Annotated in this window: 14 protein-coding genes; 6 read left to right on the top strand and 8 right to left on the bottom strand. The window is 69.7% G+C overall.

From position 1 onward, the window contains the following. The 3 genes from VFB40_RS23640 to VFB40_RS23630 form a co-directional block, all read right to left on the bottom strand. On the bottom strand, positions 1-815 hold an 815-nt coding region (locus tag VFB40_RS23640), incomplete at its 3' end, for a glycoside hydrolase family 10 protein (protein WP_324854269.1). An 8-nt stretch (positions 816-823) separates the two neighbouring features. Then, on the bottom strand, positions 824-1948 hold the full coding sequence (locus VFB40_RS23635) for a cellulose binding domain-containing protein (protein ID WP_324854267.1): 1125 nt from the start codon (positions 1946-1948) through the stop codon (positions 824-826). Positions 1949-2007: 59 nt separating this feature from the next. After that, positions 2008-2223: a cellulose binding domain-containing protein gene (locus VFB40_RS23630; RefSeq protein ID WP_324854265.1), complete on the bottom strand. Its 216-nt coding sequence runs from the start codon at positions 2221-2223 to the stop codon at positions 2008-2010. Positions 2224-2867: 644 nt separating this feature from the next. Between VFB40_RS23630 and VFB40_RS23625 the strand changes: the two genes are divergently transcribed. Then, on the top strand, positions 2868-4229 hold the full coding sequence (locus VFB40_RS23625) for an extracellular catalytic domain type 1 short-chain-length polyhydroxyalkanoate depolymerase (RefSeq protein ID WP_324854263.1): 1362 nt from the start codon (positions 2868-2870) through the stop codon (positions 4227-4229). A gap of 207 nt (positions 4230-4436) precedes the next feature. After that, positions 4437-4724: a three-helix bundle dimerization domain-containing protein gene (locus VFB40_RS23620; RefSeq protein WP_324854260.1), complete on the top strand. Its 288-nt coding sequence runs from the start codon at positions 4437-4439 to the stop codon at positions 4722-4724. An 18-nt stretch (positions 4725-4742) separates the two neighbouring features. Here VFB40_RS23620 and VFB40_RS23615 read toward each other — a convergent pair whose 3' ends face one another. Next, the gene (locus VFB40_RS23615; RefSeq protein WP_324854258.1) at positions 4743-5960 is read right to left on the bottom strand and encodes an acyl-CoA dehydrogenase family protein; all 1218 of its coding nucleotides are present in this window, start codon (positions 5958-5960) and stop codon (positions 4743-4745) included. Positions 5961-6027: 67 nt separating this feature from the next. Between VFB40_RS23615 and VFB40_RS23610 the strand changes: the two genes are divergently transcribed. After that, positions 6028-6720 carry a TetR/AcrR family transcriptional regulator gene (locus VFB40_RS23610; protein WP_324854256.1) on the top strand — a complete coding sequence of 231 codons (693 nt, stop codon included), beginning with the start codon at positions 6028-6030 and terminating at the stop codon, positions 6718-6720. A gap of 96 nt (positions 6721-6816) precedes the next feature. Here the strand turns inward: VFB40_RS23610 and VFB40_RS23605 are convergent, their stop codons facing one another. The 3 genes from VFB40_RS23605 to VFB40_RS23595 form a co-directional block, all read right to left on the bottom strand. Next, positions 6817-8481: a serine/threonine-protein kinase gene (locus VFB40_RS23605; protein ID WP_324854254.1), complete on the bottom strand. Its 1665-nt coding sequence runs from the start codon at positions 8479-8481 to the stop codon at positions 6817-6819. 25 nt (positions 8482-8506) lie between these two features. After that, positions 8507-9919, bottom strand: coding sequence for a ricin-type beta-trefoil lectin domain protein (locus tag VFB40_RS23600; protein ID WP_324854252.1), 1413 nt, complete (start codon positions 9917-9919; stop codon positions 8507-8509). A 300-nt stretch (positions 9920-10219) separates the two neighbouring features. Then, entirely contained in the window at positions 10220-11170 is a 951-nt protein-coding gene (locus VFB40_RS23595; RefSeq protein ID WP_324854250.1) for an esterase/lipase family protein, read from the bottom strand. 448 nt (positions 11171-11618) lie between these two features. Between VFB40_RS23595 and VFB40_RS23590 the strand changes: the two genes are divergently transcribed. Continuing rightward, positions 11619-12818 (top strand): PucR family transcriptional regulator, encoded by a 1200-nt coding sequence (locus VFB40_RS23590; protein ID WP_324854248.1) that lies wholly within the window; start codon positions 11619-11621, stop codon positions 12816-12818. Here VFB40_RS23590 and VFB40_RS23585 read toward each other — a convergent pair. Beyond that, positions 12802-14070, bottom strand: a complete 1269-nt coding sequence (locus tag VFB40_RS23585; protein WP_527249210.1) for a PucR family transcriptional regulator — start codon at positions 14068-14070, stop codon at positions 12802-12804. The genes VFB40_RS23590 and VFB40_RS23585 overlap by 17 nt on opposite strands. A gap of 421 nt (positions 14071-14491) precedes the next feature. Between VFB40_RS23585 and VFB40_RS23580 the strand changes: the two genes are divergently transcribed. Continuing rightward, entirely contained in the window at positions 14492-16291 is a 1800-nt protein-coding gene (locus VFB40_RS23580; RefSeq protein WP_324854244.1) for a fatty acyl-AMP ligase, read from the top strand. Next, on the top strand, positions 16288-19109 hold a 2822-nt coding region (locus VFB40_RS23575; RefSeq protein ID WP_324854242.1), incomplete at its 3' end, for a beta-ketoacyl synthase N-terminal-like domain-containing protein. The genes VFB40_RS23580 and VFB40_RS23575, both read left to right, overlap by 4 nt.

Here is a 19109-nt window from a genome sequence, read left to right as displayed (position 1 = left end):
TCGGTGATCTGTACGTCGACGCCGAGGGCGGCGAAGTTCGAGAGGGTGGTCTGGAAGCTGGCGGGCGGGCCGCCGGTGCCGAAGTGGGACTGGAAACCGACGCAGTCGATGGGCACGCCGCGGGACTTGAAGTCGCGGACCATGTTGTAGACGCCCTGGGTCTTGGCGTCGGTCCAGTTCTCGATGTTGTAGTCGTTGTAGCAGAGCTTGGCCGCCGGGTCGGCGGTGCGGGCGGTGCGGAACGCCTCCTCGATGAAGCCGTTGCCCAGCACGTTCTGGAACACCGAGCTGCGGTGCTGGGTGGAGCCGTCGGCGAACGCCTCGTTCACCACGTCCCACGCGTAGATCTTCCCCTTGAAGTGGGTCATCTCGGTGGTGATGTGGTTGTCCATCACCGAACGCAGCGTGTTCGCGTCGGAGATGCTGGAGACCCAGCCGGGAAGCTGCGAGTGCCACACCGTGGTGTGGCCGCGCATCCGCTGCCCGTGCGCCAGGGCGTGGTTGACGATCTGGTCGGCCGGGCCGAAGTTGAAGTTGCCGCGGGACGGCTCGGTGGTGTCCCACTTCATCTCGTTCTCGGGCGTGATCATGTTGAACTCGCGGTCGAGGATCGTGGCGTAGGTCGAGTCGCCGAGCTTGCCGGCGGCCACCGCGGTGCCGAAGTAGCGGCCGGTCGTGGCGGCCTGCGCGCCCAGCGTGCTGGCGGCCTGGGCGAAGCTGGGCATCAGCAGCGCCGCGCCCGCGACCGCGAGTGTCGCGGCACCGGTGGCCAGCGCCAGCGCCAGGCCCCGACGGGGACGGTTGGATGGGGACATGATGCTCCTTACGCGACGGTGCACGGTGCGCCGTTGAGGGTGAACGCCGCCGGTGCGGCGCTGTTGCCGGTGTGGTTGGCCTGGAACCCGAAGCTGGTGTTGCCGCCGGGTGGGATGGCCGCGTTGTAGCTGACGTTCGTGGCCGTGACCGCTCCGCTGGACGGGCTGATCGTGGCGTTCCACGCGTTGGTGACGGTTTGGCCGCCGGCCAGGGTGAACGCCAGTCGCCAGCCGTTGATCGCCGTGCTGCCGGTGTTGGTGACCGTGATGTTCTCGGTCATCCCGGTGTTCCATGCGCTCACCGTGTCGGAGACCCGGCACGCGCCCGAACCTCCGGTGGCCGAAGCGGATGGCGATGCCGACGCCGAGGGCGACGTGGACGGTGACTGCGTCGGTGTCGGGCTTCCGCTCGGCTGGCCCGCATTGCCGATGCTGCCGGGCACCGCCAGCAGGGCGCGGTACCAGACGGCGGCCATCTTGTCGTAGCCCGCGGCGTTGGGGTGGACACCGTCTTGCAGGTCCGCGGTGGTCAGCGCGTCGTACATGTCGACCAGGTGCACGTGCTTGCCCGCCGCCACCTTGCTCTGCACGATGCCGGGGATCGCCGCGTTGAATGCCTGGAGTTGGGCGGCGTCATAGCTGAGCGGGATGATCTGCGCCACGAACACCTCGGCGCTCGGCAGCGTGTTGGTGATGTGGTCGATCAGCGCGGACAGCCGGTTCGGCGCGTTGGGCAGGTCGTAGTTCTGGCTGATGTCGTTGGTGCCGATGTGCAGCAGCACCGTGTGCGGCTGGTAGGTGTTGAGCCAGCCCACGATGTTCGCGTCGATCTGGTCGATACGCCAGCCGGAGTGGCCTTCGTGGTTCTGGGAGCACGCCATGGCCGGGCCGTTGGAGAGCGATCCGACGAAGTTGACGTTGTAACCGCCGGCGACCAGCCGCTGGCACAGGCCGATGCGGTACCCGCCGGGCACCGTCAGGCCGTCGGTGATGGAGTCGCCCAGCGGCATGACCTTCACTGCGTTGGACGCCGCGACCGCGACGTTCGCCTTGATCGCCGCTCCGGCGGTGAGCACTCCGACTGCCAGTGCCGGGGCCAGCGCGGCGGCCAGCCATTGCTTGCGTATGCCCATGCCCGATCTCCGATCCTTCCCGTTCGGTGCGTGTCGTCAGCAGGTTGAGTTGGTCTGCGTCAGCAGGCCGATGCGCCAGGGCAGCAGGTTGTAGCTCTGCGTCGAGCCCGGCGCGACAGCTTCCAGGAGGTGATCGCGCCGCCCAGGTTGGTGATGCTCCCGTTGGCGCCGAAGCCGCCCTGCCACTGGCTGCTTATCGAGTAAGTGACCTGACACCCGGAGGCCGCCTGCGCCGCGGCGCCGGCCGCCCAGGCGGACCGATGGTCAAACCTCATCGCGCGCCTCCGTGCCGCGTTCGGGGAGAACACATCCGCAGACTCCTTGATAGCGCTCACAATCCCGGCCGCGATCCAGCCTCAGGGGACCGGCGGCATGACGTGTCCACGATCCGCTCGGCCCGCCGTTGTCCCGAGGGCGCGCCGAGCGTGGCGACAGGCGCAGTGTGAAGTCGGCCGGGCCGGCGGGCAAGGGAGGCTTGCGGCCTGCGCGGCGGTTCGCGCGGCCCGTCCGCCGGGTCGGCGCCGACCGCCTCCGCCCTCTGACGTGGTCCGCTGGTGTGGTCGAACGGCTCGATGGGCGTGGTCGAACGGTGCCCGAATCTTGTGCGCACTCTGCGAAAGTTTCTGCCAGGAGAGCCTCCGTGGCGGCGGCGAGAGGTGTCGGCGGCCGTGGTCGGCGGACGAACGTCGACGCTCTCGAGGCGACTTGCGCAGCGGCGCGACGTGAAGGTCTCCCGGATGCAAGTTTCGAAGGTCTTAACCGGCTTTTCCGTGCGGCATCGGATTTCGTTGACCGCGCAGGTTTCCCCAACTACCGTCGCGCGGCGAGTCGGGGCACCGCTCCGTCATCCGTCAGGCGCAAGTCGAGCCCTCGCGCGGCGTATCAGGCCACAGCGACGGCACGGAGGGAGAGGACTGCGATGAAACGAACCCGCGCGGCGCTGGCCGCCACGTTCGGCACGGCCACGGCGACCGCCTTGTCGGCGCTGGTCGCGCTGGCGCCGAGCGCGTCGGCGGCCTCGCTGGTGCAGATCAGCAACTTCGGGAACAACCCGACCGGCCTGTCGATGTACGAGTACATCCCGGCCAATGTGAGCGCTCACCCGCCGCTGCTGGTCGTTCTGCACTACTGCGGCGGTTCGGCGCAGGCGGAGTTCAGCGGCACCGAGTTCGCCTCGCTGGCCGACCGCTACGGGTTCATGGAGATCTACCCGCAGGTCAACAACCCGAGCAACGACTGCTGGGACGTCGCCTCCGACGGCGCGCTGACCCACAACGGCAACAGCGACCCCGCGGGCATCATCTCGATGGTCCAGTACGCCGAGGCGCACAACAACGTCGACACCAGCCGCATCTACGTCACCGGCAACTCCTCCGGCGGCATGATGACCAACGTCATGCTCGGCGACTACCCGGACGTGTTCAAGGCGGGGGCCGCATTCATGGGCGTGCCCTTCCACTGCTTCTACACCGGCACCGTGCGGGGCTGGAACTCCGCCTGCGCCCAGGGCCAGGTCAGCAACACCCCGCAGGCCTGGGGCGACTACGTCCGGGGCGCCTACCCGGGTTACACCGGGCCGCGCCCGCGCATGCAGCTGTGGCACGGCACCACGGACACCACGCTGAACTACAACAACTTCGGCGAAGAGATCAAGCAGTGGACCAACGTGCTCGGCGTGAGCCAGACGCCGACGTCCAGCAGCGTCATCAACGGAAACTGGACGCACACCACGTACGGCGACGCCAACAACCCGGCCGTTGACGCGTACAGCATCGCAGGGGTCGGACACGCCTTGCCGCAGACCGGCATGGCCGCGGTCGCCGTGCACTTCTTCGGCCTGGACGGCAGCGGCAGCACCGGCAGCCCCTCGCCCAGCGCGTCTACATCGCCGTCCGCCAGCGCCTCACCGTCGCAGTCGGCATCGGCGTCGCCTTCCGCGTCGGCGTCGAGTACTGGCAACGCGGGTACCTGCAAGGTGACCAACCAGGTCAGCGCGTGGAACACCGGGCTGACGAACAACGTCACCATCACCAACACCGGCAGCAGCGCGATCAACGGCTGGAAGCTGACCTTCACGCTGGCCGGAGGCCAGACCGTCACCAACGCGTGGAACGCGACGATCAGCCCGTCCAGCGGAGCGGTCACCGCGACGAACGTCAGCTACAACGCGGCCATCGCGGCCGGCGGCAGCACCAGCTTCGGATACCAGGCCAACCACACCGGCAACACAGCTGTGCCTACCGGTTTCGCCCTTAACGGCAGCCCGTGCAGCAGTAGCTGACGCAGCGCACGAAGTTCGTTCCCGCCCGTGCAATGAAGCGCGGGCGGGAACGTACCTTGTTTTTCAGCTCCGTCATCGTCTCCTCGATTCAGCTGGATTATGGCGGCGCGGTGTCGGGAAACCAAACGATGAGGAACCCTTGTGCAAACGCCGGTCGACATGCACGCTGGAATTCGGCTGATTGGCGCGCGATCCGCGGGAGGGACCATGGCTGACGGATCGGACCACGAACAGCACGCCATCGAGCAGGTGATCGCCCGGCTGCTGGACACGTACGCCGCGAGGGCCTCCGAAGCGCAAATCGGCGGCATCGTGCATCGCATTCACCAGGAATTCGACGAGAGCCGGATCCGCGATTTCATTCCACTGCTCGTAGAAAACGCGGCGCGGCAGGAATTGGCCGCGCTGCCGACGCGCGCGCCGGGCACGGCGACGCCCGCCGCGACGGCCCCCGCCTCGATGACCCCGGGCCGTATGACACTGACCGGCCGCTGATCGCCGGCGCGGTAGCGGTCAGACCACGGGCTGTCCGGTGATGGCGCGGGAGATGACCAGGCGCTGGATCTCGCTGGTGCCTTCGAAGATCGTGTAGATCTTGCTGTCGCGGTACCAGCGCTCGACCGGGTGTTCCCGGCTGTAGCCGGCGCCGCCGAGGATCTGCACCGCCTTCTCGGTCACCGCGACCGCGACTTCGCCGGCCTTCAGCTTCGACATCGAGCCCTCGCCGGCCGTGAACGGCTGCCCGCTGCGCCCCATCCAGGCCGCGCGCCAGATCAGCAGCCTCGCGCAGTCGATCTCGGTGCGCATGTCCGCCAGCGCGAACGCGATCGCCTGGTTCTGCGCGATCGGCCGGCCGAACTGACGACGCTCGTTGGCGTATTCGAGGGCGTACTCGTACGCGGCACGGGCGATGCCGAGGGCCTGCGCGCCCACGGTCGGGCGGCTCAGCTCGAAGGTGGCCATCGCCGCCTGGCTGTTGGAGCGGGCGCCTTCCCGGGCGCGGGCCAGGCGCGCGTCCAGCTTCTCCTTGCCGCCGAGGACGAACTCGGCCGGCACCCGCACCTCGTCGAGGAACACGTCCGCGGTGTGCGAGGCACGCAGCCCCAGCTTCTTGATCTTGCGCGGGGAATGCAGGGTGCTGTCTTTCGCCTCCGGCGGGACGATGAACGCGGCCTGCCCGCGCGCGCCCAGCTCGGGTTCGACCGAGGCGACCACCACGTGCACGTTCGCGATCCCGCCGTTGGTGATCCAGGCCTTCTGGCCGCTGAGCACCCACTCCCCGGCGGCCTCGTCGAAGCGGGCGCGGGTGCGCATCGAGGCCACGTCCGAGCCGGCCTCCGGCTCCGAGACGCAGAACGCGCCGAGCTTCGGGTCCTGCTGGTCGCCGAAGCACTGCGGGATCCACTCGATGATCTGCTCCTGGGTGCCGGTGGCGAAGATCGCGGCCACCGCCAGCGTGGTGCCCAGGATCGACATCCCGATCCCCGCGTCGCCCCAGAACAGCTCCTCGTTCAGCAGCGGGATGGACAGGCCGGTGGGGTCCTCGTACAGGTTGGCCAGGGATTCGAACCCGTACAAGCCGATCTTCGCCGCCTCCTGGATGATCGGCCACGGCGTGTCCTCGCGCTCGTCCCACTCGGCCGCCGCCGGACGCATCACCTCCGCGGCGAAACCATGCGCCCAGTCGCGCACCTCGGTCTGCTCGTCGCTCAGGCCCAGGTCGAAGGTCATGACGCTCCTCGAACGAAGTTATTTAACGGTCGAGTAAGTTTACGGCCAGGTAAGGTAAGCTCACAAGGTGGCCCCCTCGACCGAGCGCAGGCGCCTCCCCCGCGAGGTACGCGAGCAGCAGATGCTCGACGCCGCGGTCGAGGTCTTCTCCGAGTACGGATTCCACGCGGCCTCGATGGAGGAGATCGCGGAGCGGGCACGGGTGTCCAAGCCTCTGCTCTACCTTTATCTGGGCTCGAAGGAGGAGACCTTCCGGGCCTGCGTGGCCCGGGAGACCGACCGGCTGGTCGACGCGCTCGGCGCGGCGACCAGGGCCCCGGCGGCCGACGAGGCCGAGCGGCTGTGGCGCGGGCTGACCGCGTTCTTCACCTTCGTCGCCGAGCGCCGGGCCAGCTGGTCGGTGCTCTATCAGCAGGCGCGCTCGCACAACGACTCGGTCGCCGAGCAACTGGCCCAGGTGCGCGGGGAGATCGTCGCCACCGTGGCGGACCTGGTCCTGCAGGCGATGCGGGCCCGCGCGCCCGAGGGCGGTGCGCCCGGGTACTCCACGATGCGCCGGGAGGCCACCGCCGTGGCCCGCGCGCTGGTCGGCGCCGCGGACGCGATGGCCGACTGGGCGGTGACCAACCCGAGCGAGGCGCCGCAGACCACGGCGCGGCGGCTCATGAACCTGATGTGGCTGGGCATGGAGCGCACGGCCCGCGGCGAGCGGTTCACCGCGCCCGCCACCGAGGCGGCGAGCGCGGCGGCACAGGCTTAGCCGGCGCTGCGCGAGGTCGCGCGAGCCCGGCTTATTTAACGGCTAAGTAAGTAAGCCATGCCGGGCCGATAGTTGGTCAATGACGGCCGCTGCGGGTCATGGGGCGAGCTTCTGCAGATAGGCCGCCAGCGTCATCGCGGGGCCGGCGGAGATCAGGCCCCGGTCCAGATCCTCAGCCAGGCGCCCGTCGAAGCCCGCGACCTTAGCTTTGATCATCAGCAGCAGTCCTTGGCCTCCGTTCTGCAGGTACGAGTCGACGCCGTTCTCGAGATCCAGCACCAGGTTCTCCAGATCGCCGGCCGCGTTGGCGTCCACGACGCCCCGGCCCTGCGCCGCCATCTGCTGAATCATCGCGCGCAGGTGTTCCAGGTAGCCGATCGGATCGTTGATCAGCCCGTCGCTCGTTCCAGCGGGCGTACCGCTCGGCGCCGGGGCGGGGGACGTCGCCGGGGCCGAAGAGGGCACGGTCGCGGGTCCGGACGAGGGCGGCGATCCGGGGCCGGTGCTGGGGCCGGGACCAGAGCCGCTCCCGGATGGCGGACCGCCGGAGGTCGCTGCCGACGCGCTGATCGGCGCTCCGGCGCCAGCACCGGCCGTCGCGGACGGCGATTGCGCGGAAGCCGACGACAGGTTCCGCACCGCGGCACTGGTCGTGGACTCCAAGACGGAAACACGTGTGGGCACGGTTCGCGGCGGCAATGCACCGTCGCTGGCTCCCAGAGTGAAAGTCAAGCTGCCGACCAACGCGACGGCCGTAGCCGACGCGGCGAACTCGACACGTCGCAGAACACTTAATTCGCGATGGCGGCCAGGGCCGGGGAGCGGTGCGGGCAATGCGGGATTCGAGTTCGGCACCCGCCGCTCATGCGCGCGACCGCGTACCGGCGGGCCGGCGTGCGGGATGGGCGGCCGTGGACCTGATCCGATTGTCCGCAGCCGATCGGCCACTTGCGCCGCGGTGGGCCGCAGCCGAGGCCGCTTCTCAAGGCACTGCGTCAGGAGCGCCCAAAGCACCTCGGGTATCTCCCGCGGACGCGGCGGCAGCGATTCGGGGCGCGGCTGAGCGGTCTGGTCCACAGCGCTCTGCCCGACGAGCTGGTGCCCGGTCAGCGCCTCGTACAAGACGACGCCGACCGCGTAGACGTCGCCCGCGGCGGTGGTCGGCATGCCGGGAATCCATTCCGGCGGCCGATACCGGACCCGCGCGGCCGCCGTGGCCGGATGCGGCGCGAAGTGCTGCTCGTGCGCGGCCCAGCTCTCCAGTTCGATCAGGCCGAAGTCAGTAAGCCGCACGGTCAGCGTGCCGTCGCTGCCCGGTTCGAGCAGCAGATTCGACGGCTTGACCCGTCCGTGGGCCAAGCCCGCCTCGTGCGCGACGGCCAATGCTTCGCAGAGTTGCGCGACGAGCCGCACCGCCTCCGCGGTCGGCAACGCGCCCGTGCTCGTCAGCCTGGCCGCCAGGCTCTCGCCGGGGATCAGCCGGGTGATCAACGCCCACCTGCCCTCGTCGGCCACGATGTCGTCGACCGCGACAAGTCCGGGATGGGCCAGGTTGGCGACCGTGCCCAAGGTGCGGATCACCTGGCCCCAGCGGGCCGCGGCGGTCAGGCCGCTGGCGACGGCCGAATCGCGGCGCACGAATCTGGCGACGCAATCGGATCCGGTCGCCAAATCCCAGCCGCGCCACACCGAGCCGTCGGCTCCGCCGCCGAGTCGCTCGAGCAGCTCGTATCGCGCGCCGATCCATTGCGGATCAGACATGCACCACTCCTCCGGAGGGGCCTGGTCAGGTCGGGAGATTCCACTGCTGTCCGGCCGCGCCGCACAGCTCCATCGACACAGCAGCCTGCTGATGCTTCTTTCCGCTGACTTCACTGACGCACAGACCCGACCCGGGGTTGTACAGCCAACCGCCGCTTTGTGGGACAAAGACCTGTTCAGGTCCTGCGTCGCAGGTGTTCAGCACGACACTGGGCGCGGCGCCGTTCGCGTTATCGAGTATTGCCATGCACAGTCCAGAGGTCTGCAAGGTGTCGCCGTCGGGTTCGAAGGTCCACGTCGGCGCCGCCGCGCTGTCGCAGACGGTCACGTCGATCTGGCCGGCGTTCGCGCCGTGGGCGGTCACGACCGCACACAGCGCGCCGCCTCCGGCGTTGCCGCTGAGGATCGGCCCGATCAGCGGCGCGGCGCCCGTGGACATGGAGATCACCGGTGTAGGCATGAAGTTGGCCGACCACGCGGTCGACGGGCTTGCCACCGCGCCCGCGGCAGCACTCTGACTTGCCGCCGGCTGGCCTGCGGACACCGAGGGGTGCGCGCCCGGGGTCCCGGCCGCGCCGGGTGGGGTCGCCGGGAGCAGGACCGTCGCGCCGGGAAGGGATGCGCGATTCGCGCCGCCTGCGGAGCCGTTCTGATCGCCGAGTACACCGCTTGTGCGCGGGACCGCCGCGCCGCCGACGTGCGGCAGCACGAACGGGACCACCGCGAGTGCCAGCAGAACTCCGGCACCGAGCATCAGGGCTCTGGGTTGCGGTGGCCAGGCGGTCCACGCCGCACGGGTCGGTTCCGTAGCTGAATCCGTCGCGACTTCAAGCGGCTCGGCGGACGCCAAAGGTGGCACAGGTATCTCAGGCATCTCAGCGCTCGAAGGGCGAGCACGGCGGGTCAGTACTCCCCCGTCGAGCCGCGCACCGCGGACGCCGTCGCGTTCCCGCAGATATGCCAGCACGGCCTGCGTTCCCTGATCCACGACCTCGGCCGGCGGGTGCACCAGGTCGGCCGCATCGCCCAGCTGTATCGACTCCAGGTCGAGTCGGCCGAGCCAACGGGGGATCTCAGCGAACTGGTTCTCGGATAAATCGAGGTGCTTCAACCGGCGCAGCGCCGTGAGTGTCGGCGGCAGCCCGGCCAGCCGGTTGCCCCGCAGCACGAGCCGCTCCAAAGCGGTGAGCCGCGAGATCCGCTCGGGCAGTTGTTCGAGTCGGTTGCCGGAAAGGTCCAGCTCCCTCAGTCCGCTCAGCTCCAGCGCCGCGGGAGGAAGGGCCGTGAGGCCGAGCCCGGCGAGCGAGAGCCGGCCGCTGCGCGCGGCTGCCTCACGCTCGATGCGCGCCTGCGCCTCGCGCTCCGTGTCGGGCCGTATCTCGTCCTCGTCGTCGTCAAACGCACCGCGCCTGGTGCCGCCGCGACCGACGTCAACCATGATCACCGCCTTTCCGGAATGCGTCCGCCTAGCGACGCAGGACTCTGGTCCGGCGGCCCTCCGGGCCGGTCCTCGCGTCGCCCACGCTGGGTGGCGTGCGGCCTGACATGGCACAACAAGGCTCAAGCGGCCTGGTCAGAGGCGTACGCTGTATTTGCCTGAGCGGTAAGGTACTACGAAGCCTGGCATGCTGCACAGACCTGAATCGAAGTCAGATTCGAACGGGCCACCCGGACGCGCGTCCGGACCCTGAGATGCGGCAGGGTCCGGACGCGGCCGGTCTGGGACCGCCGGCCCGGGTCAGCTCAGCGGGCCGGTGAACGGGTTGACGATCTCGCAGGGCACCGGCTGCGGATGCGCCGGGTCGAGCGCGTTGAGCATGTCGGCCAGCGCGATCGGGTCGTAGGCGATCTCGACGTGGTCGGTGTTGTCGAGCGAACACTGGTTCTGCACCAGGATGTTCGTGACGTTGGGCGCGGCGGGCAGATAGGCCGAGGTGTACGGAGTGACCACCTCGTCCTTACTGGTCGTGATCACGGTGTACTGCACGCCCGGCACTGTCTCGCCGCCGGCGTTGAGCGCGGTGAGGAAGGGCGAACCGGCCTCCTGTTCGACGCAGGCTTCGCAGGGCCCGCTGAGGAACTGGTTCACGGGAACGAGCACGCCGAGCAACGTGCCGAGCGTGGTCAGTTCGTCGAGCGTGGTGCCGTTGTTGCTCGGGGAGAGCCCCACCAGCTTGTCGACCTTGGCCGCGCCGCCGAGGTTCTTGATGTAGTAGCGCGGCATCATCCCGCCCTGGGAGTGGCCGACCAGATCGACCTTCGCCGCGCCGGTGAGGTTGAGCACCGAGGTGACGAAGGAGGCCAGTTCGGCGGCGCTGTCCTCGATCGGGCCGGTGGACTGCACCGGGGCGTCCGGCGAGGTTCCGCCGTAGTTGAACGTGAAGACGCAGTACCCGTTGTTCGCGAGCAGCGGCGCGGCGCCCTGCCAGTTGTCGTTCATGTTCTCGAGCGTGCCGTTGACCAGCACCACCGGGTACGGGTGCGCGGCGCTCGGCCGGCAGTTGCCGTCGTTGGCGCCGGGCGGCGGCGTGGTCGGGGCGAGGAAGCCCTGGATGAGCGCCGCGGCGGCGTTGTGCGGGACGGGAAGGGCGGTGGCGGCGGAGGCGGACTGGGCGCCGGTGAGGGTAAGACAGGCCGCTGACGCCACCGAGGCGCCGAGCGCGGCCATGCGGAACCGACTTCTTGACATGGTGGGGAGTACCGTTCTCTTGTCGAAGTTTTCCGGTCCGCGCGCGGATTATTCGAGCTCACAAACCCCTTGCTCACGGGCGAATTCAGCGGAAGACCGGTGTTCGCCGTGACGGTCGGTGACGATATGAAGGCCGCTGAGAAGCGTCAATCGATCGGCGCGAGGTTCGGGGGAACATCTTGCGAGGCTGCCAGCCCGGGAGAATTGCGCCGCGCCGTTTGTATAACGCGGGTGAGCGTTTTCGGGATTACCCGATCTTCGCTCGGAGCTACCCGAGCTACTGACGCTCTGGTAAGCCTCTCGTCGACCCCTGTTCGCGCCGAACTAGCTGTTTGCAGGGCTGATGGCGCCCGATCAGGCGTCTGCGATCCGCGCTAGTTGACGAGTCAGTAACATCGCAGCATACTTCCGGGAGAAGTGACGCGACCCTACCGACGGGACCGTGGGCGTGACCAGACCTTGGGCTACGCTGCCCCGCGCTTTCGCGGCCGAAGTGCGGAAAGAACGCGGCAGCATCTCCACGGAGATCCTGCACCAGATCCGCCGGGAGATCCCCGAATACAACAAGCCGCTGTCCGGCAAGTTCGGAATCGGGCTTCAGCTCGGCGTGGAGACCGCGCTGCTCGAATTCCCCGAGTTGGTGGAGAGCGCCGGCGAACCGAGCCCCGAGCGGCTGCGGGTCTACCGCGCGCTCGGCCGCGGGGAACTCGCGGAGGGGCGCAGCTTGGATGCGCTTCAGGCGGCGTACCGCCTCGGCGGCCGGGTGGCCTGGCGGCGTTACGCGCGGGTCGGCCGTCGCGCGGGCATGCGCTCGGACGAGATGGTCACGCTCGCCGAGGCCATCTTCGCCCACATCGACGTGATGGCCTCGGCCGCGACCATCGGCTATGCCGAGGCCAAGACGAGCCGCGACAGCCACGACGGCGCGTCGAGCCGCCGCCGGATGCTGCGGGACCTGCTGGTGGCCGGGGCGCCCGCGGAGCAGCTCGAGCAGCTGGCAGCGGCCGCGCGGTGGCCGCTGCCCGAGCGGGTCTCCTGCGTGGCGCTCGGTCCGGCGCCGCCGGCCACGGCGGCCGCGGCCCAGATCGGCAGGCCGCCGGAGACCGTCCTGCACGATCTTGGTTGTCAGGACCCGTATTTGGTGCTGCGCGATCCCGCGCAGGACCTGCGCGACCCGCTCCTGCTCGGCCTGCTGCGGGATCGCAACGCCGTCATCGGCCCAGCGGTGACGCCGACCATGGCGCCGGACTCGCTGCGCTGGGCGCGGCGGGTGCGGGACCGGCTGCCGGCGCAGGCCCTCGCCAAGGGTCCGGTCATGTGCGACCACGCGCTGCCGTCCCTGCTGCTGATCGGCGACGAGCCGCTGCTCAAGCTGCTCGCGGACCGGCAGCTCGCGGCTCTGGCCGACCTGACGGTCAAGCAGCGCCGCCGGATGGAGACCACGCTGCTCGCGTGGCTGGACACGAACGGGGGAAGCGCCCCGCAGATCGCGGCGCGGCTTGGCATCCATCCGCAGACCGCTCGGCAGCGGCTGCACCGCCTGCACGAGTTGTTCGGCCCGGTGTTCGCGGATCCCGGCGCGCGCTTCGAATTGGAGCTGGCGCTGCGCGGCAGGCAGGCCGTCGCCGCGCTCAGCCGGCCGCGATAAGCCGCGAATCCGCCTCGGCTGAGTGCAGCAGGGCTCTGCCGCGCAAGGCGAGTTCGAGCTCGTAGCGTGAATCCGGGTCCTGCAACGCGTCGCCGAAAAGCTCTTCCAGGTGACGCAGCCGGTAGCGGACCGTCTGCGCGTGTACGCCAAGCCGCCGCGCCACTTCCGGGGCGCTGCCTCGGCATTCCAGCCAGGACAACAATGTCTCGGCTAACCGGTCACGCCGCTGCGCCGGCACCGCGTCGAGCGGAGCCAGTCGTTTATCGACCAGGACGCGCATCAGCGGCTCGTCCGCGGAGAGGAGCAGCGCGGAGAGATGATCGGTGCAGTGCAGCAGAGCAGGATTCGCCGAGTTCGGTGCGTTCATCGAGTTCGGCATCGCGACGGCGGCACGATCGGCCAGGTCGAGCAGACGCCGGGCCCAACGCAGCGAGCGACCGGCGTCTTCGAGGGTGACCGGTGGCCCGACAGCCGCGCTCCAGTCGGTCAGCTCGCGCGCGAGTGCGAGCAGGGCGCGGGGTCCCGTCTCCGGGACGATCAGGTACGGAGCATCTGCGTCCCCTGAGACGAGCGCGTCGAATCCGGCCGACAGGAGCGGTCCGGCCGACACGGTCGCCACGTCTCTGCCGCCGACTCGCCGCAACGCGACTACGCGCACCGTGGCGGGCAACGGCCAGCGCGCCGCGCGGGCGAGTTCACTGACGGAGGCGCGGCTGGGACCGGGCACTGACACCAACTGCTCGACCAGGCGCCTGCGCCGACGCAGGACTTCGCGATCCGTCCGGGCCCGGGCCTCGGTGTGCGCGGCGCGCACCTGGTCGGCCAGTTCCTCGCCGTATACGAATACGGCCTCTGCCACGAGGTACATCCGCTGCGCGGGGATGCCTTCTTCGGTTCCGATCTGCGCCAGGCACTGCCACGTCATGCGCGCGCCGAGCCGGAGCGCCGCCTGCACAGCGTCGAGGGCCGCGGCGTGCCGCAGGTTCGCGCCGGACGCGATACGCAAGGCGGGCTTCGCCTCGGCGCGATCGAGTCCATCCGGCGACGCCGCGCCTTCCGCGAGCCGGTCGGCGAACTCGGCGAGTGCCCGTTCCACGCCGAGCCGGATGTCGAGCCCGAAGGATGACCGCTCCGGGCCGGCGAATTCCGGCACGGTGCACCGGATCTCACGCGTCACGGCCTGCGCAAGGCCCGGTAGCCGAGCCCGCAGCGGCTCGGCCAGCTCAGACGGCAACGCTCGCCAAAGGTCCACCGCGTCGGGCGCAGCAGCCGCCGACTTTCCTCCACCCACGCGCCATCAGTACCCGGAGTCGGCCGGGCTTGCCCGCGCCGGCGCGAGCGAGCGCGAAAACACGCACGCGGATGAGCGTTTTTCGGAGGCGAGGCGGATTTCGACGCTACTGCGTGCGACACATGTCTCATGCTGGTGCGCAGCCGTCCGAGCCACGGTGCGAGCGCCTGCCGTGCGGTAGCGCGGCGAGGCGCGAATCGCTCAGCCAGGTGAGCCGAATGAGCATTCGAAGGTCATCCGGCCCAGCGTTCCCGCGATTCTTATCACGCGGATGACAACGCGGCCCATTCGAACTGTCAGACGAATCTCTAGCCCGGCCCGTCGCGGTCGGCTGAATCTGGTGGCTCTATCGCCCTTCGCGCGCCGCACGCCTGGAGTAGCCATGTCGTTTCAGCCCTCGACTCCGTCGCTCTTGCAGGACCGGCTCCGGCGCTGGGCGACAGAACGCGGACATCAGCGCGCTTTTACGTTCGTTGAGTTCCCGCACTATCACTCGCCGGGCAAGCACCGGTCGCTCACCTGGGCCCAGCTTTACTCGGGTGCGCAATCGGCGGCCGCGGCCGTGCGCGCGACGTGCCGACCCGGTGACCGCGCGGCGCTGCTGATGCCGCAGGGCTTGGATTACGTGACCGGGTTCCTCGGCTGCCTGCTGGCCGGAGTCGTCGCCGTTCCGCTGTTCTCGCCGGACCTGCCCGGGCACGAGCGGAAGGTCAGGTCCGTCATCGAGGACTGCGAACCGGCCTGCCTGCTGGTCACTGCGGCCACGGCGCTGGCCGCCGAGACCTTCATGCGCTCGGCGCGGCTTGAGCAGCTGCCGGTGGTCATGCTCGGTGAGGGCCGCAATCGCGCCGGCGGCACTACGCTTGCCGCGGATCATCGCCCGGACGCCGACCTCGAAGCGGATCCGGACGGCGTCGCATACCTCCAGTACACCTCGGGATCCACCCGGACGCCGACCGGCGTGATGATCAGCCATCGCAATGTGCTGAGCAATGCGTTACAGGCGCTTGGCGTGTTCGCCGACCCGAGCGGCCCGAACACCTCGGTCGGCTGGCTGCCGCTGTTTCACGACATGGGACTGCTGCTGAGCATCGCGGCCCCGGTGGCACTGGGCTTCCCGTCGGTGCTGATGGACCCGATGGCGTTCCTGGAGCGGCCGGCGCGCTGGATCCGGCTGCTCGGGCTCTATCCGGGCGCGCTGTCGGCCGCGCCCAACTTCGCCTACGACTACTGCGCGGCCCGCTACACCGCCGCTGACGCCGGGGACCTGCGGCTGGAGCAGGTACGTGCCCTGATCAACGGAAGCGAACCGGTGCGGGCCGCGACGATCGGCCGGTTCCTGGACGCCTTTGCCGACTTCGGTCTTCCCCCGCGGTCGCTGTGCCCTTCGTACGGCTTGGCCGAGGCCACGGTTTTCGTCGCGGCCGACAGTCCCGAGACGGCGCCGCAGTCGATGTCATGCCGCAGGGATGAACTCGCGGACGGCCGCATCGTTCCGCTCGATATCGCCGGCGGTCAGACGGCTGTTGCTGCCGCGGTCGAGCTGACCTTCTGCGGAGCGGCATTCGGGCAGGAGTTGCAGATCATCGATCCGGTCACGCGAGAGCTTCGGCCGGAGGGAGTGGTCGGCGAGATCGTGGTGCGCGGGCCGAATGTCGGGCTCGGCTACTGGAAGCGGGCAGAGCAGAGTACTGAGACGTTCGGCACGATACTTCCCGGCACCGGAGAGCGACCCTGGCTGCGCACCGGCGATCTCGGTGCCGTCTACCGAGGACGGCTTCTGGTCACCGGACGGCTCAAGGATCTGCTGATCTTCGATGGACGTAACCACTACCCGCAGGACGTCGAGGAGACGATACAGAGCGCCGTGTCCTGTGTCCGCCGCGATCGGATCGCGGTGTTCGCGGTGACCGGGGAGCAGGGCCAGCAAGCGGTGGCCGTGGCAGAGCATCGCAGGGATTTGACTCCTGACGCGGCACTTCGGGAAGAGGCCGACCGGATCGCTCGCGCGCGGGTCTCCATCGCGCACGGGCTGCGCCTTGACCGGTTGGTGCTCGTCGCGCCCGGCGCCGTGCCCCGCACGTCGAGCGGCAAGGTGTCGCGCTCCGCCTGCCGTGAGGCGTTCCTGCGCGGAGACTTCGGCGCTGCGCAGGTCTCGCTTGAACGGGGGCAGGCCCGATGAGCCGAGACGCATCGGACGGCCGGGCCCGCGGCCTGGTCCTGAATCGACTGCACGAGTGGTACGGCATCGAACCGCAGCAGGTGGCGGAGAATCGGCCGCTCGCAGAGCTGGGTCTCACCTCGCGCGACGCCGTGGCGCTCGCCGCCGAACTGAGCGCCGCGATCGGCATTCCGCTTCCGGCGACCTTGCTGTGGGACGCCCCGACGCTCGCACAGATCGAACAGCGCGTACGCGAGGAGCTTGCGAGCAGCGTCGCAGCACCCATACGCATGCGGGCCCCTGCGTCGCACGATCCGGTGCCGGCCGAACGCCGGGGCACCTCCCGCACCGCCGAGCAGGTCGAGATCGCCGTTGTCGGCATCGGCTGCCGGTTGCCGGACGGGATCCGCTCGGCAGACGAGTTCTGGCAGGCGCTACTCAATAGGACCGACGCGATCAGCACCCTGCCACCGGGTCGATGGGACGGTTTCGCCCACCCCGATGATCCCGCGCTGGCGCAGATTCCGCGGCACGGCGGGTTCCTCGACGACGTCGCAGGGTTCGACGCCGCCTTCTTCGGTATCGCGCCGAGCGAGGCGGCGGCGATGGACCCGCAGCAGCGGCTGCTACTTGAGGTGGCGCGCGAAAGCCTCGACCACGCCGCGATCCCGGCCGGTTCCCTGGCCGGCAGCCGCACCGGGGTGTTCGTCGGCATCAGCGGGAACGAATACGCCCGGCTGACCACCGCCGCGCTGGACGCGGTCGAAGCGTGGAGCGCGCCGGGAGCGGCGCTGAGCATCGCGGCGAATCGCCTGTCCTACGCCCTCGACCTGCGCGGCCCGAGCCTCGCCGTCGACTCCGCCTGCTCCTCCTCCCTGGTCGCCATACACCAGGCGGTACGCAGCCTGTCGGTCGGCGAATGCGACACGGCGCTGGCCGCTGGAGTCAATGTCCTGCTGTCTCCGGCGGTCACGCTGAGCTTCCAGCGGGCCGGCGCGCTGGCTCCAGACGGCCGCTGCAAGGCCTTTGACGCATCGGCCGACGGCATGGTGCGCGCCGAGGGCTGCGCCGTCGTCGTGTTGCGCCGGCTGGCGGATGCCGAGGCGGCCGGGGACCGGGTGCTCGCGGTGATCCGGTCCAGCGCGGTCAACTCCGACGGCCGCTCCAACGGGCTACTGGCACCGAATGCACAGGCTCAGCGCGCGCTGCTGGCCGAGGTGTACAGCGGGCGCGGTTCGGTTCCGGGCGCGCTCGTGGACTACGTCGAGGCGCACGGCACCGGCACCGCGCTCGGGGATCCGATCGAGGCGGGAGCGCTGGGCGAGGTACTCGGCCGCGGCCGAGCTCCGGACGAGCCGCTGCTGCTCGGCTCCGTGAAGGCGAACCTCGGACACCTGGAAGCCGCCGCCGGGATCACCGGCCTGATCAAGACCGTGCTCGCGCTGCACCACGGCGTTCTGCCGCCCCAACCGCACTTCACAGCCCCGAACCCGCACATCGACTTCGACGCGCTCGGCCTGCGTGTCGCCACCGAGGCCGAGCCGTGGCCGCGCTACAGCGGCACCGCGATCGCGGGTGTGTCAGCCTTCGGATTCGGAGGCACGAACGCGCACGTCGTGTTGCAGGAGTATCGGCGCGAAGGCAGATCCGGAACCGAGGCGGGCAGATCGGTCGCGACGGATGTGCCGAGCGTGCTCGCGATCGACGCCCCTACGTCCGAGCGGTTGCGCGAAGACGCCGCCGATCTGGTTGCGTGGCTGAACTCGCCACGTGGACGACGTGTGCCGGTCGGAGACGTCGCGCGTACGCTCGCCGGTCGGCTTGGTAAGGGCACGCATCGCGCTGCGATCGTCGCCCGAACCCGTGAGCAGGCAACGGAAGCGCTGGATCGGCTGGCTACTGGTCGGCCGCATCCGGCAACGGTGACTGGACCCGCGCCCAGCCATCCGGGCCGTCTCGTCTTCGTGTTCTCCGGCTACGGATCGCAGTGGCCTGGCATGGCTCGGCAGCTGCTCGACGAAGAACCGGTTTTCGCCGAGTCGGTCGAGCGCCTGGAGCCGCTGCTGCGGAGGCATGCGGACGGATTGCCGCTGCGGGCGCAGCTGGAGCCAGGCGCCGCGCTGAAGTCGCCGTCGGCCGTACAGCCGGTGCTCTTCGGGATTCAGCTGGCTCTGGCCGATCTGTGGTGGTCGCACGGGGTGCGCCCGGCCGCCGTGATCGGGCATTCGATGGGTGAGATCGCCGCCGCGGTCGTCGCAGGGTTCATCGATGAGGAGGACGGCGCGCGGATCATCGGCGCCCGTTCCCGACTGCTCGACGGCCTTTCCGGCGGGGCGATGGCCGTCGTGGACCGTTCAGCGAAGACCATTGCCGAGCTGGCCGCCTCCCGCTTGCCGAGTCTGCGCGTGGCAGTGCACTCGTCGCCTGAGCAGTGCGTCGTATCAGGATCCGCACGCGACGTGGACCGGCTCATCGCGCTGGTGTCGGCGGAAGGCGGCATGGCGCGTTCGCTGAACGTCACGGCCGCCGGCCACACGGCGCAGGTCGACCCGCTGCTCGAACCGCTGGCCGGTCAACTCGGCGAGATCCCGACCTATGAACCGGTCTGCCCGCTGTACAGCACGACGCTCGAAGATCCGCGCTCCGCCGCGGTTCTCGACACGGCTTACTGGGTCAGGAATCTGCGATCGCCGGTGCGTTTCCGGCAGGCGGTCGAGGCCGCGGCGCAAGACGGGTACCGGACGTTCGTCGAGGTCTCACCGCATCCGGTACAACTGCATCCGCTCGCCGAGACGTTGGGCGCCGCAGGCATCACCGAAGCGCTGACGCTGCCTACGCT

The organism is Actinocrinis sp., from assembly GCF_035650855.1.
GTDB lineage: Bacteria > Actinomycetota > Actinomycetes > Streptomycetales > Catenulisporaceae > Actinocrinis.
Note: the sequence above shows the minus strand (reverse complement) of the source record. Positions and strands in the feature narration are given on the sequence as shown.